Source organism: Stenotrophomonas sp. MMGLT7 (assembly GCF_021168555.1).
GTDB lineage: Bacteria > Pseudomonadota > Gammaproteobacteria > Xanthomonadales > Xanthomonadaceae > MMGLT7.
The window spans coordinates 59,654-74,969 of the sequence record NZ_JAJOZS010000002.1 but is presented as its reverse complement, the minus strand read 5'-3'; the positions used below and the strand labels follow the sequence as shown (position 1 = coordinate 74,969).

General features: G+C 71.1%; 12 protein-coding genes. 9 read left to right on the top strand and 3 right to left on the bottom strand.

Annotated features, from left to right (window positions below; genetic code table 11):
• Positions 1-111 precede the first annotated feature (111 nt).
• Positions 112-2,532 (top strand): penicillin-binding protein 1B, encoded by a 2,421-nt coding sequence (mrcB, locus tag LRX76_RS03085; protein WP_231801992.1) that lies wholly within the window; start codon positions 112-114, stop codon positions 2,530-2,532.
• A gap of 20 nt (positions 2,533-2,552) precedes the next feature.
• Complete coding sequence (locus LRX76_RS03080) at positions 2,553-3,077, top strand: tetratricopeptide repeat protein (protein WP_231802611.1); 525 nt, start codon at positions 2,553-2,555, stop codon at positions 3,075-3,077.
• 166 nt (positions 3,078-3,243) lie between these two features.
• On the opposite strand, the gene LRX76_RS03075 is transcribed toward LRX76_RS03080, so the two are convergent.
• Positions 3,244-5,370: a TonB-dependent receptor gene (locus tag LRX76_RS03075; protein WP_231801990.1), complete on the bottom strand. Its 2,127-nt coding sequence runs from the start codon at positions 5,368-5,370 to the stop codon at positions 3,244-3,246.
• 388 nt (positions 5,371-5,758) lie between these two features.
• On the opposite strand from LRX76_RS03075, the gene LRX76_RS03070 reads away from it, so the two are divergent.
• From LRX76_RS03070 to LRX76_RS03060, 3 genes are read left to right on the top strand one after another with little or no spacing between them, the layout of a single operon-like run.
• The gene (locus LRX76_RS03070) at positions 5,759-7,765 is read left to right on the top strand and encodes an ATP-dependent DNA helicase (RefSeq protein WP_231801988.1); all 2,007 of its coding nucleotides are present in this window, start codon (positions 5,759-5,761) and stop codon (positions 7,763-7,765) included.
• Between the two features lie 29 nt (positions 7,766-7,794).
• Positions 7,795-8,544: a tRNA (adenosine(37)-N6)-threonylcarbamoyltransferase complex dimerization subunit type 1 TsaB gene (gene tsaB, locus LRX76_RS03065; protein ID WP_231801986.1), complete on the top strand. Its 750-nt coding sequence runs from the start codon at positions 7,795-7,797 to the stop codon at positions 8,542-8,544.
• Positions 8,541-9,686 (top strand): hypothetical protein, encoded by a 1,146-nt coding sequence (locus tag LRX76_RS03060; RefSeq protein ID WP_231801984.1) that lies wholly within the window; start codon positions 8,541-8,543, stop codon positions 9,684-9,686. Before tsaB ends, LRX76_RS03060 begins: the two co-directional genes overlap by 4 nt.
• A 9-nt stretch (positions 9,687-9,695) precedes the next feature.
• Here the strand turns inward: LRX76_RS03060 and LRX76_RS03055 are convergent, their stop codons facing one another.
• Both LRX76_RS03055 and gshB read right to left on the bottom strand, forming a co-directional pair.
• Positions 9,696-10,574: an energy transducer TonB gene (locus tag LRX76_RS03055; protein ID WP_231801982.1), complete on the bottom strand. Its 879-nt coding sequence runs from the start codon at positions 10,572-10,574 to the stop codon at positions 9,696-9,698.
• Entirely contained in the window at positions 10,571-11,536 is a 966-nt protein-coding gene (gene gshB / locus LRX76_RS03050; RefSeq protein WP_231801980.1) for a glutathione synthase, read from the bottom strand. The genes LRX76_RS03055 and gshB overlap by 4 nt, the downstream gene beginning before the upstream one ends.
• Positions 11,537-11,832: 296 nt before the next feature.
• Here gshB and pilG point away from each other — a divergent pair, with 296 nt between their 5' ends.
• Genes pilG through LRX76_RS03030 form a run of 4 tightly spaced genes read left to right on the top strand, consistent with a single transcriptional unit; the run spans position 11,833 to position 15,210 of the window.
• The gene (gene pilG / locus LRX76_RS03045; protein ID WP_231801978.1) at positions 11,833-12,234 is read left to right on the top strand and encodes a twitching motility response regulator PilG; all 402 of its coding nucleotides are present in this window, start codon (positions 11,833-11,835) and stop codon (positions 12,232-12,234) included.
• An 18-nt stretch (positions 12,235-12,252) separates the two neighbouring features.
• Positions 12,253-12,615 (top strand): response regulator, encoded by a 363-nt coding sequence (locus LRX76_RS03040; protein ID WP_231801976.1) that lies wholly within the window; start codon positions 12,253-12,255, stop codon positions 12,613-12,615.
• A complete protein-coding gene (locus LRX76_RS03035) occupies positions 12,615-13,145 on the top strand; it encodes a chemotaxis protein CheW (protein WP_231801974.1) in 531 nt (176 codons plus the stop codon). Before LRX76_RS03040 ends, LRX76_RS03035 begins: the two co-directional genes overlap by 1 nt.
• A 28-nt stretch (positions 13,146-13,173) precedes the next feature.
• Positions 13,174-15,210: a methyl-accepting chemotaxis protein gene (locus LRX76_RS03030; RefSeq protein ID WP_231801972.1), complete on the top strand. Its 2,037-nt coding sequence runs from the start codon at positions 13,174-13,176 to the stop codon at positions 15,208-15,210.
• Positions 15,211-15,316: the final 106 nt, after the last annotated feature.

The following is a 15,316-nucleotide window of genomic DNA, read 5'->3' as shown; positions in this document are numbered from 1 at the left end:
CCGCGCGCCAGCCCGCCCGTCCCTGTGCGGCAATTTAACGGGAAACGCGGCGGGCCCGCGCCACCGACAGGGCTGCGCTAGACTCGCCGGAATTTACATTCTCGCATTCCCGTGCCCCGACGCTACGACTACGACCCCGAAGAACTTGACGACGAGGATGACATCGAGGACCCAGGCTCGCGCTGGCAGAACCGGCTGATCACCTGGGGCCTGGCCGTCGTTGCGCTGGGCCTGGGCTTCCTGATCCCCTACACCCTGTACCTGAACCAGCAGGTCACCCGGCACTTCGGCGAGCTGCGCTGGCAGATCCCCACGCGCGTGTACGCGCGGCCGCTGGTGCTGGAGCCGGGCAAGGCGCTGGACGCGGCCACGCTCAAGACCGAGCTGGACGCGGCGTCCTACCGCGACGACGGCCAGGGCAAGGCGCCAGGTACCTATGCGCAGGAGGGCGGGCGCTTCGCCATCGCCAGCCGCGGCTACATCGACGTGGACGGCAAGGTGCCGGCGCGGCAGGTGGAGGTGGCGCTGTCCGGCGGCCGCGTCGCTTCGCTGCGCGAGGCCGGTACCCGCAAGGCGCTCAAGGCGGTGCGGCTGGATCCGGCGCGCATCGCCACGCTGTACGGGCAGAAGCAGGAGGAGCGCCGGCTGGTGCGCATCGACGAGACCCCCGACCTGCTGGTGACCGGCCTGCAGGCGGTGGAGGACCGCGACTTCGCCTATCACCACGGCATCGACCTGAGCGGCATCGCCCGCGCGGTGTGGGTGATGGTCAAGTCCGGCGGGCAGACCCGCCAGGGCGCCAGCACGCTGACCCAGCAGCTGGCGCGCAGCGGCCTGCTGGGCATCGGCCGCGAGCAGACGCTGACGCGCAAGTTCAACGAGGTGCTGTACGCGCTGATCATGGAGGCGCGCTACGACAAGCGCACGATCCTGGAGGCCTACCTCAACCAGGTCTACCTGGGCCAGCGCGGCAGCCAGGCGATCCACGGCGTGTCCTCTGGCGCGGAGTTCTGGTTCGGTCGCGACCTGGACTCGCTGACCACCGAGCAGGTGGCGCTGCTGATCGGGCTGGTGAAGGGGCCCTCGTACTACGATCCGCGGCGCAACCCGGAGCGGGCCACGGCTCGCCGCGATTTCGTGCTCGGCAGGCTGCACGACAACAAGCTGATCGACGATGCCGAGTACCGGCGCGCGCTGGCCGCGCCGCTGGGCGTACCGGCCAATCCGGGCCTGGTGGCGGCCAACCGCTTCCCCGCCTACATCGACCTGGTGCGCCGGCAGCTGGCCCACGACTACCCGGAAAGCGCGCTGCAGGGCGCCGGGCTGAGCGTGCTGACCGGCATGTCGCCTGCGGCGCAGGCCTATGCCGAAGGCGCGGTGACGCGCACCGTCAAGTCGCTGGAAGGGCGCAAGCGCCCGCCGCTGCAGGCCGGCCTGGTGCTCACCGACGTTCACAACGGCGACGTGCTGGCGGTGGTCGGCAGCCGCGACGTGGCGCAGCCCGGGTTCAACCGCGCGGTCGAGGCGCAGCGTCCGGTGGGGTCGCTGCTCAAGCCGTTCGTCTACCTGCTGGCGCTGGCGCAGCCGGATCGCTGGTCGCTGGCCAGCTGGGTCGACGACTCGCCGGTGACGGTGCAGCTCAGCCGCGGCCGCAACTGGTCGCCGGGCAATTCCGACAACCGCAGCCACGGCACCGTGCGGCTGGTCGATGCGCTGGCGCATTCGTACAACCAGGCCACGGTGCGGCTGGGCATGCAGGTAGGGCCCGAGCGCATCGCCCAGCTGGTCCACGTGCTGGCGGGCATCAAGGCCGATCCGAACCCGGCACTGATCCTGGGATCGACCGACCAGAGCCCGTACGCGATGGCGCAGCTGTACCAGTTCCTGGCCTCCGGCGGCGAGATCCAGCCGCTGCATGCGGTGCGCGGCGTGCTCGCCCCGGACGGCAAGCTGCTCAAGCGCTACGACAAGACCCCGGCCGCGGCGCAGGAGGGCGATTCGATCGCCGCCAACCTGATCGGCATCGGCCTGCAGCAGGTGGTGACCGGCGGCACCGGCCGCCAGCTGCTGTCCGACGGCCTGGGCCGGCTGTCGCCGGCAGGCAAGACCGGCACCAGCAACGACGGCCGCGACAGCTGGTACGCCGGCTACACCGGCGACCACCTGGCGGTGGTGTGGATGGGCAACGACCAGAACGAGCAGACCGGCCTGTACGGCGCCACCGGCGCGATGCGGGTATGGTCGGGCATCTTCTCGCGGCTGCCGAGCGCGCCGCTGAAGGTCAACGGCAAGGGCCTGGACTGGCAATGGGTGGGCGCCAGCGGCTCTGCCAGCACCGACCCCGGATGCCCCGGCGCGCGCCAGTTCCCGTTCGTGGTCGGGTATGCGCCGGCCTATGCGCCGTGCGCGGCGACCCAGCCGCAGCCGGACGGCGAACAGAACGAAGGCGGCGGCTGGCGCAGCTGGTTCGGTCTCGACCGGCCGCAGCAGCAGCCCGCACCCGCCACGCCCGCAGACTCCCCCGCAGAGTGATTCCCGCCATGTCCAGTAACCTGCGCCGGTTGCCCCGCCTGCTGGCCGCCATCCTGCCGCCGCTGCTGCTGTCGGCATGCGTGAGCGCGCCGCCTCCCACGGCATCCGTGCCGGTGGACACCACCACGCCGGCGCAGCGCCTGGCCGCGGTCGATGCCGCCGCAGGCGCCGACGATACCGAGCTGTCGGTGGCGCCGTTGCGCGACCCGCAGGTGGAGGACCTGCGCGAGCAGGCCGACGCGCAGCGGCGCAGCGGCGACCTGGCCGGCGCGGTCCGGGCATTGGACCAGGCCCTGCAGCTGGCGCCGGAGAATCCGTCGCTGCTGCAGGAGCGCGCCGAGATCGCGCTGCTGGCCGCCGACTACGCCGGTGCGGAGACCTACGCCCTGCGCGCGGTGGAACTGGGCTCCAAGACCGGGCCGCTGTGCCGCCGCCACTGGTCGACCATCGAGCAGTCGCGCCTGGCGCGCGGGCAGGCGGAAAACGCGGCGTCGGCCCACGCGCAGATCGCCGGCTGCACGGTGCCCGGGATCAAGCGCTACTGAGGAGAGGGCCGGCCCGCGGCTGTCGAGATGCCCCGTGAGGCGGGACCCCGACGCGGCCCGCCTACGCGAATCTGCCCCTCGAGCAGGCCACCCGGCCGCCGCCGGCAGGCCGCGCAGCGCCTGCTGCAACGGCCTGCGGCTTCCGCAAGCGCTCCGCCGGCGAGGCTCAGAAGTCGAGCGAGTAGCCCACGGTGACGGTGCGCCCGCGGCCGGCGAAGTAGCGCAGCGGTTCCACCAGCGCCGACTGCGAGTAGTAGGTGATGTAGTCCTTGTCGAACAGGTTGGACACGCCCAGCCGCAGGCTGCCGCGGGGCAGCCGGTAGCTGGCCGTCGCGTCCACCAGGGTATAGCCGCTGAAGCGCTTGGCCGCCTCGTCGAAGGACTGGCTGAAGGCGTGCTGGGCCTGGACGAAGGTGGACAGTCGCGGCGTCCAGTCCGCCGACCAGGTGGCGATCAGGCGGTTCGGCGCCACGTTCAGGCCGTCCAGGCGCGCGTCGAGGCTGCCGTCGTTGTCGCTGTCGTAGCGCCCGCGCGTATACGCGTACGACAGGCGCACGCGATGCGCCTCGTCGATGCGGTAGGCGACGGCGGCGTCCACGCCCTGCACGCGGGTCTTCTCGCGGCTCATCATGAAGGCGCCATCGACCGACACCACCCGGGTGCCGAGGTCGGAGTTGGACTGGAAGTAGCTCAGGTCGATGTCGAACGCGCCACGGCGGATGCGGGTGCCCGCCTCGACGCTCTTGGTCAGGATCGGCTCCAGGTCGCCGAGGCTGGCCACGGTGGCGCCCGGGACATTGATGGCGCGCAGCACGCGGCCCACGTCCGGCATGCCGAAGCCCTCGGAGTAGCTGGCGAAGAACGTCACGTCGCGCACCGGCTCGTACACCAGGCCGACGTTGTAAAGGGTCTGGTTGAAATCCAGCTTGCCGCCTTCCACGTCCACCCGGTTGTAGCGCCACAGGGTCTGGTAGCTGTCGATCTCCAGTTCGGCCTCCTCGCGGCGCACGCCGGCATGCAGGGTCAGTTCCGGCAGCAGCTTGTACTCGCCCTGCAGGAACAGCGACACGTTGCGGTAGTCCGACTCCGGCACGTAGGTGCGGCCGGTGCCGTGGAGGTCCTGTTTGCCGCTGTCGGCCAGCAGGTCGAAGCCGCCGGTCAGCTTCAGGCGCGAGTCGAGCAGGTCGTCCTTGGTCAGGCTGAGCTTGCTGCCCCACTTGGAGGCGACCGAGCGCGACTGGTCGTACAGCGTGCCCACCGGCGCGATCAGCGGGTCCTGGAAGGTGCTGGAGTCGTCGGCGCCGAACAGGCCCTCGAACTCCTGGTTGAACACCATCGCGCTCAGCTGCATGCCGGCCAGGTCGTCGTGGGTGTAGGCCAGGCTGGAGGTCCACACGTCGTTGTGCGGCGCGGTGCCTGCGGGAGTGCCGCGGACCGAGGTGGTGGGGATGCCCAGGGCGCGGTCGCCGGCGATGCCGATGTAGTCGTTGTCGTTGCGGATGCGGTAGCGGTTGACGCTGGCGACCAGGCGCTGGGCGTCGTCGATCTGATAGCCGAGCTTGGCGAGCACGTCGTAGCCGCGCGAGTCCATCAGGTCGCCCTGGGTGTTGTCGGCGCCGATCGGCCGGCCCTTGCCGTCCACGTACAGGCCCTGGTCGCTGTAGCTGGCCGAGAACAGGTAGTCGAACCGGTCCGAGCGGCCATCGACGCGGTAGCGGGTCTCGTAGCTGGCGGTCTCGGCGCGGGTCTCGTCGGTCGGCAGCGTGGCCTGCACGTCGATGTGCTGGTTGAGCGAGCCGTCCTGCGGGCGCCGGGTGATGATGTTGATGGTGCCGCCGGTGGCACCGAGCCCGTTGATCGCGCTCGCGCCCTGGATGACCTCGATGCGCTCGACCATGCCGAAGTCGATGGTGTGCGCCTCGCGCCCGGTCGGCCGGATCGGGTTGGACTGCGGCACGCCGTCGATCAGGATCAGCGGCGAGCGCCCGCGCAGGGTCTCGCCGCTGCCGTTCATCTTGCCGCGGCTGGGGGTGTAGGACGGGATCAGGTTGGCCAGGACATCCGAGGAGTTGCTCGAGATCGTCAACTGCTGCTGGATCTGCTGCCTGTCGATGATCAACACCGTCTGCGGCGATTCGGCCACGGTCATGTTGGCGCGCGAGGCCGAGACGACGACGGTGTCCAGGGTGCCGGGTTCGTCCTGTTGCGCATGTGCCGGCGCGGAAACGGACAGGGACAGGCAGACGGCGGCGGCGAGCGGCGTGGACACCGCCCCGCGGAGGTATGGAGTCATGAAGTTGGAGGCCCTGAAACGTGCGGCTGGCGGAGACCGGGGTCGGTGGCAGGCGGCACGAAAAGTGGAGAGAGATAAATGCAAGTGGTTCTCGATAGCATAGCCAAAGACACCCACGCGTGGAACCGCCGGGCGTCATGCAGGAGCCGTGGAACGCGACGCGAAAAGCGGCGGCGGCGCCTGTCCAGGGCCCGTGCCGCGGGCGGGGCGCAGCCGGGCCGGCCTGCAGGCCGCGGGTACCGTTGCCGGTGATCGGCAACGGCGGCTCTGCGATACTGGGCCGGCGCACATGCGGCGGCAGTCACTGCCGGTCCTGGCAAGGGCTTGGGAGGCCTTGGTTCCCGGAGTCGCGCTTTCCCGATCCTCCGATGCCGTATCCCCCATTCCCATGTCCTTACTCGCCCAAGCCAGCCTCGAAGCCCTCAGCGAGGACGGCGCGCTCGCGCGCCAGCTCGATGCATTCCGGTCGCGGCCGGCGCAGCTGCGGCTGGCCGCGGCCATCGCCGAGGCCTTCGACCATCGCGACGTGTTGCTGGCCGAGGCCGGCACCGGCACCGGCAAGACCTACGCCTACCTGGTACCGGCGCTGCTGTCGGGCCTGAAGACCATCGTCTCCACCGGCACCCGCGCGCTGCAGGACCAGCTCTACCACCGCGACCTGCCGCGCGTGCGCGCCGCGCTCGGCATCGGCCTGCGCAGTGCGCTGCTCAAGGGGCGCGCCAACTACCTGTGCCGCTACCGCCTGCAGCAGGCGCGCGGCGAACCGCAGCGCCTGAACGCCGGCTTCGGCGGGCACGAGCTGGTCGCGCAGTTCCAGCGCATCGTCGCCTGGAGCGGGCGCACCCAGTTCGGCGACATGGCCGAGCTGGAGTCGCTGCCGGACGATTCGCCGCTGCTGCCGATGGTCACTTCCACCGTGGACAACTGCCTGGGCAGCGACTGCCCGTTCTGGGACGAGTGCTTCGTGGTGCAGGCGCGCCAGCGCGCGCAGGCGGCCGACCTGGTGGTGGTGAACCATCACCTGCTGCTGGCCGACCTGGCGCTCAAGCAGGAGGGCTTCGGCGAGATCCTGCCGGGCGCGCAGGCGTTCGTGATCGACGAGGCGCACCAGTTGCCGGAACTGGCGGCCAACTTCTTCGGCGAAGGCTTCGGCATGCGGCCGTGGCAGGAACTGGCGCGCGATTGCCTGGCCGAGAGCCGCAGCGTCGCCGGCGCCCAGGCAAGCCTGCAGCAGCCGGTGCAGGCGCTGGAAGCGTCGCTGCGCGACCTGCGCGCGGCGCTCGAGGGCCTGCCGGCACGCGGCACCCAATGGCGCGCGCTGGCCAGGCCCGAGGTGCGCGACGGTTTCGATGCCCTGATGACGGCGCTGGCCAACCTGGGCGAGATCCTGGTCCCGCTGGGCGAGGCCTCGGCCGGGCTGCAGGCGTGCGCGGCGCGGGCACTGGAGGCGCGGGGCCGGCTGGCGCGCTGGCTGGGCGAGGACCAGCCGGTGGCCGACTTCGACCAGGAGGCGCCGCCGCCGTCGTCGGACGTGCTGTGGTACGAGCTGACGCCGCGCGGCTTCCGCTGCCAGCGCACGCCGCTGGACGTGTCCGCGCCGCTGCGCCAGCACCGCGAGCAATCGCGCGCGGCCTGGGTGTTCACCTCGGCCACGCTGGCAGTGGACGGCGACTTCGAGCACATCGCCAGGCGGCTGGGGCTGGACGATCCGCCGACGCTGATGCAGCCCAGCCCGTTCGACTGGAGCCGCCAGGCGCTGTGCTACCTGCCGCCGGACATGCCCGACCCGAACGCGCGCGGCTACGGCACCGCGCTGATCGCGGCGCTGTTCCCGGTGCTGCAGGCATCGCAGGGCAGGGCGTTCGTGCTGTTCGCCTCGCACCGCGCGCTGCGCGAGGCCGCCGAGGCGCTGCGCGACGCGCCGTGGCCGCTGTTCGTGCAGGGGCAGGCGCCGCGCGCGAGCCTGCTGCAGCGCTTCCGCGACTCCGGCAACGGCGTGCTGCTGGGCAGCGCCAGCTTCCGCGAGGGCGTGGACGTGGTCGGCGATGCGCTGAGCGTGGTGGTGATCGACAAGCTGCCGTTCGCCGCCCCCGACGAGCCGGTGTACGAGGCGCGGCTGGAGGCGATCCGCCGCGACGGCGGCAACCCGTTCCGCGACGAGCAGCTGCCGCAGGCGGTGATCGCGCTCAAGCAGGGCGTGGGCCGGCTGATCCGCAGCGAGAGCGACCGCGGGGTGCTGGTGCTGTGCGATCCGCGCCTGACCCGCCGCGGCTACGGCCGGGTGTTCCTGGATTCGCTGCCGCCGTTCGCCCTTACCCGCGACATCGCCGACGTGCAGGCGTTCTTCGGTCATCCCGGCGATGCGGGCGCCGCTGCCGCAAACAGCGGACAATGACGCGTTTCCGAGATCCCGCTGGACCCGCAATGAGACTGCTCGCCATCGAAACCGCCACCGAAGCCTGTTCCGTCGCCGTGCAGGTCGATGGGCAGGTGCTCGAGCGCTTCGAGATCGCCCCGCGCCGCCATGCCGAGCTGGTGCTGCCGTGGGCCGGGGAACTGCTGGCCGAGGCCGGCATCTCCCGTTCCCGGCTCGATGCCATCGCCGTCGGCCGTGGGCCGGGTGCCTTCACCGGCGTGCGCCTGGCCATCGCCCTGGCGCAGGGCATGGCGCTGGCGCTGGACGTGCCGCTGCTGCCGGTGTCCACGCTGGCGGTGCTGGCGCTGCGCGCGCCGCCGTCGGCCACGCACATCCTCGCCAGCATCGACGCGCGCATGGGCGAGGTCTATGCCGGCGCGTTCGTGCGCACCGGCGCCGGGCTGGCACCGCTGTCGGCGGAAACCGTGTCGGCGCCGCAGGCGGTGGAACTGCCGGACATGGCCGCTCGCTGGCATGGCGTCGGCACCGGCTTCGCCGCGGCGGAGCGGGCCCTGGCCACGCGATTGCAGGGCCGTCTCGAAGGCGTGGACGCGCAGGCGCTGCCGCACGCGGCCGACCTGCTGGCGCTGGCGGCGCCGGCCTTCGCCCGCGGCGAGGGCGTGGCCCCGGAACTGGCCGAGCCGGCCTACCTGCGCAACAACGTCGCCCTGACCCTGGAACAGCAGCAGGCTGCGCGCGACAAGGCAGGTCCGCGCGACGGTTCGTCCACCCCTGGCAAGCGCGGGCAGGCGCGGTGAACAGGCTCATCGGCTCGACATCGGGGATCGTCCTTGCGCTGGTGTGTCCGCTGGCGTGGGGCAGTGTGTTCAGCGGCACGCTGGGCAGGTCGGCGATCGTGGTGGAACTGCCCGATGGCCACGATGCCGGGGAGCAGGCACGCTATTTCTATCGCCGCCACGGTCTGGATATCGACCTGGAGGCCGGGCAGGCTCCGGCCGGCACGCTCGTCTTCGGCGAGATCGCGGACTGGCGCTCCGATGCCGACAGCCGGCCACGCTGGGAGCTGCGGCCTCGGGCCGGAGGGGGGTATCAAGGCTGGTGGCAGGGCGCGGATGGGCGGCGCCTGCCGATCGTCCTGGCGCCCGTGGCGCCATCGCAGCTTCCCGCGCCTGCCGATCCGGCACTGGAGGCATTGCGTCTGGAGCAGCCCTATGTCTTCCTGCGGCTGTCGACGTTGCCGCTGCGCAAAGGCCGGCTGGAGGTCCGTGGCGGCTACCGCCTGCAATGGTGGGACGAGCCGCGCACCGGGGTGAGCCTGTTCCAGGTCGAATCCGGCTACGCACCGGCGCTGCAGCTCAGGATCAACCAGGCATTGCGCCGGCACCAGTGGGACGAGGTCGAGTCGGGCATGGAGTGCCTGTCCGGGAACGGCGCTTCCGGCGGCGAATGGGATTCGACCACGACCTTGCACCGGATCGATGCCAAGGTGATCAGCGCAAGCCTCTTTGCCTCGTACTACTGCGGCGGCGCCCATCCCGACTTCGGCGATTCCCCGGTCAACCTGGATGCGCGCAGCGGCGGGGAGCTGTCGCTGGAAGACGTGCTGTGGCTGGGACAAGGCACCCCGCCGCGGCGCGAGAGCGCAAGCGAAGCCGAGCGCGATGCCTGGATGGACTACCGGACCCGGGTCTTCGCCCCCTGGGTGGCCGCGCGGATGGCGCGGCTGTACCCGGACGAGGTCAAGGACGACGGCGAGGACGGCTGCGACTACACCGATCAGGACTCCTGGGACTTCCCCAGCTGGCATGTGACCGAAAAAGGGCTGTACCTGGGAGCGACGTTCTACCGTGCCGCGCGCAACTGCGACGGTCCGGACTGGTCCGTGCTGCCTTGGCGCGTGGTGCGCGAGCATCCGGGCAAGGTCGATCTCGCTCCCTGAGCCACGCCCTCAGCGATCGTCGTGCAGCTCGCCGCCGGGCAGGAACACCCAGGTGCGGGTGACCTGCAGGATGTCGATGTCGTCGTCGGTCCGGGGCAGCGGCGGGAACGGCTGCGCCAGCTGCACGATCCGCAGCGCACTGGAATCGAGCAGCGGCGTGCCCGACGAGCGCAGGATGCGCGCGCTTTCCACGCTGCCGTCGCGGCGCACGCCGACGCTTATCACCACCTGGCCGCCGAGCCGGCGCCGGCGCGCCTCGTCGGGATAGTTGAGGTTGCCCACCCGTTCGGCGCGGTCGACCCAGCCGCGCAGGTAGTTGGCGTAGGCGTACTCGCGGGTGCTGGCGGAGACGAACTTGCGGTTCGGGCGCTTGGCGTACTGCTCCGAGCGCAGGTGCACCTCGGCCGCCAATCGCGCCATCTCCGCATCGCGCTGCTCGCGGGCGGCATCGGGCGGGAGCTGGGACGGATCGACCCGGGGCTGCGGCCGCGCCTGCGGAAGGGCGTCCTCGCCGCGCGGGCTGGAGATCACGCGCGCCTGCGGCGCCGGCGCCGCCGCGGCGGTCTGCGCGCGCAGCTGTTCCGGCGCCAGGCCCTGCCGCGGCTGCGGCACCACGCCGGGCTGGCTGTCGCGCGGGCGCTGGGCCTTGTCGTGGTCGCCGCCGCCGCTCTGGTTGGCCTGCGCCAGGAAGTCGGCCTGCTTCGGCGTGAGCGGCGTGCTGGTCTGGCTGAAGATCACGTCCAGCGTCGGCACCAGCGGCGCCTGTCCCTTGATCGCGAAGCCCACGCCCAGGATCAGCAGCCCGTGCACGATGACCGACAGCACCAGCGTCGCGATCAGCCGCTGGTCCTCGTCCACGCGCGGCGCGGCGGGCGCGGCCGCGCTCATCGGGCCGGGCCGGCCTCGATCGCGTCGAACAGCAGGCCGGCGATGTTGATGCCGAACTGCGCGTCGAGCTCGCGCGCGCAGGTCGGGCTGGTGACGTTGACCTCGGTGAGGTAGTCGCCGATCACGTCCAGGCCGACGAAGCGCATGCCGCGCCGCTTCATCTCCGGGCCGACCTGGGCGGCGATCCAGCGGTCGCGCTCGGACAGCGGCCGGCCTTCGCCGCGGCCGCCGGCGGCCAGGTTGCCGCGGAACTCGTCGCCCTGCGGGATGCGCGCCAGGCAGTAGTCCACCGGGGTGCCGTCGATCAGCAGGATGCGCTTGTCGCCGGCGCTGATGTCGGGGATGAAGCGCTGCGCCAGCGCCAGCTTGCGGCCACCGTCGGTCAGCGTCTCCAGGATCACGTTGAGGTTGGGATCGCTGGCGCCGCTGCGGAAGATCGAGCGCCCGCCCATGCCGTCCAGCGGCTTGAGCACCGCCTGCCCGTGCTCGTGCACGAAGGCCTTCAGCGAGCGGGCGTCGCGGCTGACCAGGGTCGGCGGGCAGCATTGCGGGAACAGCAGCGCGGCCAGCTTCTCGTTGAAGTCGCGCAGGCCCTGCGGGTCGTTGACCACCTGTGCGCCGGCGTTCTGCGCCACGGTGAGGATATGGGTGTCGTAGAGGAACTCGCCGTCGAACGGCGGGTCCTTGCGCATCAGCACCACCTGGCCGGGGCCGAACGCCAGTTCGACGAACTCGCCCAGGGTGAACCAGCCGGCCTTGTCGTCGCGCACCTGCAGCGGCGCGGCGGTGGCCACGGCGGTGCCCGCACGCAGCGCCAGCCCCCCCGGCCGCACGTAGTGCAGGCGGTGCCCGCGCCGCTGCGCTTCCAGCAGCATGGCGAAGGTGGTGTCCTTGGCGATCTTGATCTCGGCGATGGGATCCATCACCACGACGACGTCGAGCGGTGCGGTCTGTGACGGCATGGTCTGTACCTGTGGGGCTGGCGGCGATGTTAGCCGCTGGGCAGGCTTTCTCCCAGCCGCGTGCCCGGGACGCAGTGTGTGCCGGTCCGCGGGCAGCCGTTGCGGACCGGCAGGCAGGTGGGTCCGAGTGCCGCAGGCCGGCCGCTCGCGCAGAAGCGGGAGCCCGTTCGCGCTCATGTGCCGTCCCGCCCGCCCGGGCCGCAGGCGCTTGACAGCTGGCAACGATTTTGAGGTATACATGCACCTTCGTAGCGGCGCCGGAACGGATGGCGCGCCGCGCGCCCGGGGAAAACTGAATGGCTGAAGACATGGCTGCAAGCGGGGAGCTTGCAGGACTCAAGGTGATGGTCATCGACGACTCGAAGACCATCCGGCGCACGGCCGAGACGTTGCTCAAGCGCGAGGGCTGCGAGGTCGTCACCGCGACCGACGGCTTCGAGGCGCTGGCCAAGATCGCCGACCAGCATCCGCAGATCATCTTCGTCGACATCATGATGCCGCGGCTGGATGGCTACCAGACCTGCGCGCTGATCAAGGGCAACCGCAGCTTCAAGTCGACGCCGGTGATCATGCTGTCCTCCAAGGACGGCCTGTTCGACAAGGCGCGCGGTCGCATCGTCGGCTCCGAGCAGTACCTGACCAAACCATTCACCCGCGAAGAACTGCTGGACGCAATCCGTACCTACGTCAACGCCTGACCAGGGGGTAAGGCAAACATGGCTCGTATCCTGTTGATCGAGGACTCGCCGACTGATCGGGCGGTGTTCACCCAATGGTTGCAAAAGGCGGGCCACGAGGTGGTCGCCGTGGACAACGCCGAGGACGGGCTGGAGATCGCCCGCACCGGCGCGCCGGCGCTGATCCTGATGGACGTGGTGCTGCCGGGCATGAGCGGCTTCCAGGCCACCCGCGCGCTGTCGCGCGACGCTTCCACCCGCGCCATTCCCGTGCTGATCGTCAGCACCAAGGGCATGGAGACCGACAAGGCCTGGGGCCTGCGCCAGGGCGCGACCGACTACGTCGTCAAGCCCCCGCGCGAGGACGAACTGATGGCCCGCATCCACGCGCTGGTGGCCTGATGCGCTCGCCGTTCGACATCCTCGAAGGCTACCAGCAGCGCAGCCTGGCACATGCGGTGCAGCTGCCGGCGCGGCAGTTCGCCGCGGATGTGTGGCGCGGCGTCGGCTATCGCGTCGGCAGTCGCCACCTGGTGTCCGACTTCCGCGAGGTGGTGGAGATCGTGCCGATGCCGCCGGTCACCCCGGTGCCGTGCGCGCAGCCGTGGCTGCTGGGCGTGGGCAACCTGCGCGGCAACCTGTTCCCGGTGGTCGACCTGAAGCACTTCCTGGAAGGCAAGCGCACCGCCCTGCAGGAAGGCCAGCGCGTGCTGATCATGCGCCAGAGCGGCGGCGACGTCGCCCTGACCATCGACGAGATGTACGGCCAGCGCAGCTTCGAACTGTCGCAGGCGGTGGCGCCCGATGCGCTGGCGCAGGGCCGCTACGCGCACTTCATCGATCGCGCCTTCCGCGGCGAGGCCTTCGACTGGGGCGTGTTCTCCCTGTCGCTGCTGTCGCGCACCCCCGAGTTCCGCCACGCCGCTGCCTGAGCGGCCTGCAACGTATTGAGGTTCAACGATGAGTACTGCTTCGGACGCCCCCAAGGCCAGCAAGCTCGGCAGCGTGGGAACCCGCTTCTGGCTCGGCCTGCTGGCGCTTTCGCTGATCGTCTTCGCCGCCAATACCGGCGTCGCCACCTGGCAGGGCAGCCGCCTGGCCGGCGCCAGCACCGGCGCGGCCGAACTGCAGGTGCTGTCGCAGCAGCTGGCCAACCAGGGCCGCGAGGCGGTCGCCGGCAACGCCGCGGCCTTCACCGCGTTCAAGGCCACGCGCAGCCGGATCGATGCCACGGTCAACGACCTCGGCGCGCGTTTCGGCGACGAGGCCGGCGTCTCCGCCGCGGTGTCGCGGCTGGCCGCCACCTGGGCGCCGCTGAGCAAGAGCGCCGCGCAGGTGGTGGCGAGCGAGCCGGCGGTGCTGGCGCTGGCCGGCAATGCCGACCGCTTCGCCGGCAGCGTGCCGCAGCTGCAGGCGCAGCTCAACGAGGTGGTGCGCGCGATGAGCGCAGGTGGCGCACCGGCATCGCAGATCTACAGCGCGCTGCAGCAGGTGGTGGTGGCCGGCACAATGGCCCGGCGCGTGACCGAGATCCGCGCCGGCGGCACCGGCGCGGTGGCCGCCGGCGATGCGCTGGCGCGCGACTCGGTGGTGTTCAACCAGGTGCTGGAGGGGCTGCGCAGCGGCAATGAGGAACTGGGCATCGCCGCGGTGCGCAACGCCGGCGCACTGGCCGCGCTGGAACAGTCGCACGAGCAGTGGGCGGCGATGAAGCAGGACGTGGACGCGATCCTGGCCAGTTCGCGCAACCTGTTCGCGGCGCAGTCGGCGGCGGCGGCGTTGACCGCCGGTTCGGGCACGATGCTCGACGACAGCCGCAGGCTGTTCGCCGCGTTCTCCGCGTTCGGTTCCACCCGCGACACCCGCCTGTTCCCAAACTTCTGGCTGGGCGTGGTATCGGGCGTGCTGGCGCTGCTGTCGATCATCGGCTTCGTCTGGAGCACGGTGCGCGGTCGCGCCCGCGAGCAGGAACTGCGCTACCAGACCCAGGTGGAGTTCAACAGCCGCAACCAGCAGGCGATCATGCGGCTGCTGGACGAGATCAGCTCGCTCGGCGAGGGCGACCTCACGGTGAAGGCCTCGGTGACCGAGGACATGACCGGCGCCATCGCCGACGCCATCAACTACGCGGTGGACGAGCTGCGCCACCTGGTGACCACCATCAACGACACCTCGGCCAAGGTCGCCGCCTCGACCGACCAGACCCAGGCCACGGCGATGCAGCTGGCCGAGGCGGCCGGTCACCAGGCCAGCGAGATCAACTCCGCTTCCGAACGCATCAACGAGATCGCGGCGAGCATCGAGCAGGTCTCGCGCAACTCCACCGAATCGGCGGAAGTGGCGCAGCGCTCGGTGGTCATCGCCGCCGAGGGCGCCGGCGTGGTGCGCGAGACCATCCAGGGCATGGACCAGATCCGCGACCAGATCCAGGAAACCTCCAAGCGCATCAAGCGCCTGGGCGAGTCCTCGCAGGAGATCGGCTCGATCGTGGAACTGATCAACGACATTTCCGAGCAGACCAACATCCTGGCGCTCAATGCCGCGGTGCAGGCGGCGTCGGCGGGCGAGGCCGGCCGCGGCTTCGCGGTGGTGGCCGACGAAGTGCAGCGGCTGGCCGAGCGCACCTCCGGCGCGACCCGGCGCATCGAGGGCCTGGTGCAGGCGATCCAGGCCGACACCAACGAGGCGGTGACCTCCATGGAGCAGACCACCTCCGAGGTGGTCTCCGGCGCGCGCCTGGCCGAGGACGCCGGCACCGCGCTGACCGAGATCGAGCGCGTGTCCAACGCGTTGAACAACCTCATCAAGAACATCTCGATCGCCGCCAACCAGCAGTCGGCGGCGGCGACCGACATCACCTACACCATGGGCGTGATCCGCCAGATCACCGGGCAGACCTCGCAGGGCGCCGGCCAGACCGCGGAATCGATCGGCCGCCTGGCGCAGCTGGCGGCGGACCTGCGGCGCTCGGTCGCCGACTTCAAGCTCCCGGCCTGATGAGCGCGGCGCAACGGGAAAGGACGCAGCGGATGACGCATCGCCAGACGTCAGTGCAGAACATTCCGCTCCCGGCGACGGACGGAGCTGCCACGAGCGGAGAAAT